The following is a 3,881-nucleotide window of genomic DNA, read 5'->3' as shown; positions in this document are numbered from 1 at the left end:
GGGTCCCGGCATGCTGCCGCCGCGCCATGAGCGCAGTCGGCCGGCACGCCCCCTTCGCAGTGACGCTGCAGGAGCACCGAGAGCCATGAACGCCCGCCTTCCCGAATCGATCCGCCGCGCGCTCCAGGCGGTGTCGCTCGACGACAAGTACGCGCTGCGGACCGGCCGCGCCTTCATGAGCGGCGTGCAGGCCCTCGTGCGCCTGCCGATGCTGCAGCAACAGCGCGACGCCGCCGCCGGCCTGAACACCGCCGGCTTCGTGAGCGGCTACCGCGGCTCGCCGCTGGGCGGCTACGACCAGGCGCTGTGGTCGGCGAAGAAACACCTCGCCGCACAGAACATCGTGTTCCAGCCGGGCGTGAACGAGGAGCTCGCCGCGACCGCCGTGTGGGGCACGCAGCAGCTCGATCTCTATCCGCAAAGCAAGAAATTCGATGGCGTGTTCGGTCTCTGGTACGGCAAGGGCCCGGGGGTGGACCGCTGCTCCGACGTGTTCAAGCACGCGAACATGGCCGGCACCGCCAAGCACGGCGGCGTGATCGCGGTGGCAGGCGACGACCACATCGCCAAGAGCTCGACCGCCGCGCACCAGAGCGACCACATCTTCAAGGCCTGCGGTCTTCCGGTGTTCTTTCCGGCCAGCGCGCAGGAGATCCTCGATCTGGGCCTGCACGCCTTCGCGCTGAGCCGCTTCTCAGGCGTGTGGGCGGCGATGAAGACGATCCAGGAAATCGTGGAGTCGTCGGCCAGCGTGAGCGTCGATCCAGACCGCGTGAACATCGTGTTGCCGACCGACTTCGCCATGCCGCCCGGTGGCCTGCACATCCGCTGGCCCGACGCGCCGCTGGAGCAGGAGGCGCGGCTGATGGACCACAAGTGGTACGCCGCGCTGGCCTATGTGCGCGCCAACAAGCTCAACCGCACAGTGATCGATTCGCCGAATGCGCGGCTGGGGCTGATCGCCAGCGGCAAGAGCTACAACGACACGCGACAGGCGCTGCACGACCTGGGCCTGGACGACGCGACCTGCCGGCGCGTGGGCATCCGCCTGCACAAGGTGGGCGTGGTGTGGCCGCTGGAAGCGAGCATCACGCGCGAGTTCGCGACCGGGCTGCAGGAAATTCTGGTGATCGAGGAGAAGCGCCAAGTCATCGAATACCAGCTCAAGGAAGAGCTCTACAACTGGCGGCCCGACGTGCGTCCCAACGTGCTCGGCAAGTTTGACGAGCGCGAGATCGACATCGAGCGCGACGGCCCCTTCGGCGGCCACGGCGGCGAATGGAGCCAGCCCAACCCGAGCGGCAACTGGCTGCTGCGCGCGCAGGCCGATCTCACGCCGGCGATCATCGCGCGGGCCATCGGCAAGCGGCTGCTCAAGCTGGCGAATCAGGGTGGGCTGGACGGCGACACGCGGGCGCACATCGTGGCGCGGCTGGCGCTGATCGACGCGAAGGAGAAGTCGCTCGCGGCCATGAACATTTCCACGGGCGAGCGCGCGCCGTGGTTCTGCAGCGGCTGCCCGCACAACACCAGCACCAAGGTGCCCGAGGGCTCGCGCGCGGTGGCGGGCATCGGCTGCCACTACATGGCGGTATGGATGGACCGCAGCACGGTGACCTTCTCGCAGATGGGCGGCGAAGGCGTGAGCTGGGTGGGGCAGGCGCCGTTCACGACGGACAAGCACGTGTTCGCGAACCTGGGCGACGGCACCTACTACCACTCGGGCCTGCTGGCGGTGCGCCAGGCCATCGCGGCGGGGGTGAACATCACTTACAAGATCCTCTTTAACGACGCGGTCGCGATGACGGGCGGGCAGCCGGTCGATGGCAGCCTGGGCGTGGCGCAGATGACGCGGGAGCTGGAAGCCGAGGGCGCGAAGAAGATCGTGGTGGTGACCGATGAGCCCGACAAGCACCGCGGTGCGACCGGCCTCGCCCCCGGCGTGACCGTCCATCACCGCGACGAGCTCGACGACATCCAGCGCCAGCTCCGCGAAATCCCCGGCTGCACGATCCTCATCTACGACCAGACCTGCGCTACCGAGAAGCGGCGCCGGCGCAAGCGCGGCACGCTGGAAACACCCGCCGAGACGGTCGTGATCAACGAGCTGGTTTGCGAAGGCTGCGGCGACTGCTCGGTGCAGTCGAACTGCCTGTCCGTCGAGCCGGTCGAGACGCCTTTCGGCCGCAAGCGTCGCATCAACCAGAGCAGCTGCAACAAGGACTATTCCTGCCTGAAAGGGTTTTGCCCGAGCTTCGTCACCGTGACCGGCGGCACGCTCAGAAAGCCGAAGAAGGAAGCCGCGCGCGATCCCTTCCAGGGCCCTGCGCTGCCCGAGCCGGTGCTGCCGGCGGCGCTCACCGAAGCCGGAGAGGACCGGGCCTGGGGCATCCTCATCGCCGGCGTCGGCGGCACCGGGGTCATCACCATCGGCCAGTTGCTCGGCATGGCGGCCCACCTCGAAGGCAAGGGCGTCGTCACGCAGGACGCCGGCGGTCTGGCGCAAAAGGGCGGCGCGACCTGGAGCCACATCCAGATCGCTGAGAACCCCGAGGCGATCTTCTGCACGAAGGTCGGCACGGCGGAGGCCGACCTGGTGATCGCCTGCGATCCGATCGTCGCCGCCAAGAAGGACACGCTCGCGGTCATGCTCGAGGGCCGCACGCACGTGGCGCTCAACACGCACGGCATGCCGACGGCCGCCTTCGTGAGCAACCCGAACTGGCAGTTCGAGGGCGGCCGGTGCGAGAGCGTGATCGAGCAGGCGGCCGGAGGCGCGGCGAACGTCGGCAAGTTCGATGCGGACCGGCTGGCCACGCAACTGCTGGGCGATGCGATTTATACCAACCCGCTGATGCTGGGCTATGCGTGGCAGCGTGGCTGGGTGCCGCTGGGCAAGGCCTCGCTCCTGCGCGCGATGGAGCTCAACGGGGTGCAGGTCGACAACAACAAGGCGGCTTTCGAATGGGGCCGGCGTGCGGCGCACGACCCGGTGGCAGTGGAGGGGCTCACCACCACGGCGCAGGTCATTCAGTTCGCGAAGAAGCCGGGGCTGAACGAGGTGATCGCGCAACGGGTGGCGTTTTTGACGGCGTATCAGAACGCGGCGTACGCCGAGGACTACCGCGTCTTCGTGGAGAAGGTGCGCCGTGCCGAGGCCGCGGCCCTCACCCCAACCCTCTCCCAGGGGGAGAGGGAGCAATACAGGTCGGCGCCGGAGGGAAGGCAGCAGAAGTCACTCCCGCAAGCGGCGGTGCTCGAATCACTGCCGCTCACCCAAGCGTCATCTTTACCCCCCCGATCCCTCCCGCTCACCGAAGCCGTCGCCCGTTACCTCTTCAAGCTCATGGCCTACAAGGACGAGTACGAGGTTGCGCGGCTGCACACCGACACCGGCTTCGCCGACAAGTTGGCCGCGCAGTTCGAGGGCGGTGTCAAGCTGCACTATCACCTCGCGCCGCCGCTGCTGGGCAAGAAGAACGCGAGCGGCGAGCCGGTCAAACAGAAGTTCGGGCCGTGGATGCACAGCGCTTTCACGGTGCTGGCGCGGCTCAAAGGTTTGCGCGGCACGGCCTTCGACGTGTTCGGGCGGACCGGCGAGCGCCGCACCGAACGCGCGCTGATCGGCGAATACCGAGCCTCGATCGACGAACTGCTCGCCACGCTCGACGCGGGCAACGTGTCGCTCGCGGCGGAGATAGCGCGCATCCCGGAAGAGATTCGCGGTTACGGCCACGTGAAGGCCCGCCATCTCGCCACCGCGCGGCCGAAGTGGGAGCGGCTGATGGCGCAGTGGCGTACGAGCGCACGAGAGGCGGCGTGACGGCTGCGCGCCTCTTTGGCGGCCTATCCGCTCCGCTCGTCGGCCCCACGTCTTCTCA

Annotated in this window: 1 protein-coding gene; it reads left to right on the top strand. The window is 68.2% G+C overall.

The genetic code is table 11. The features are described from left to right. The first annotated feature begins 85 nt into the window (after positions 1 to 85). Positions 86 to 3,823, top strand: a complete 3,738-nt coding sequence (locus H0W38_RS18400) for an indolepyruvate ferredoxin oxidoreductase family protein (RefSeq protein ID WP_292456797.1) — start codon at positions 86 to 88, stop codon at positions 3,821 to 3,823. Positions 3,824 to 3,881 lie beyond the last annotated feature (58 nt).

This window comes from Methylibium sp., from assembly GCF_013817365.1.
Taxonomy (GTDB): Bacteria; Pseudomonadota; Gammaproteobacteria; order Burkholderiales; family Burkholderiaceae_C; genus Methylibium.
The sequence above is the reverse complement of the archived record's forward strand: the minus strand, read 5'-3'. Positions and strand labels throughout refer to the sequence as shown.

Bases quoted from the DNA above. Each gene is read 5' to 3' on its own strand.
- H0W38_RS18400 (WP_292456797.1), top strand. From the start codon at position 86: ATGAACGCCCGCCTTCCCGAATCGATCCGCCGCGCGCTCCAGGCGGTG.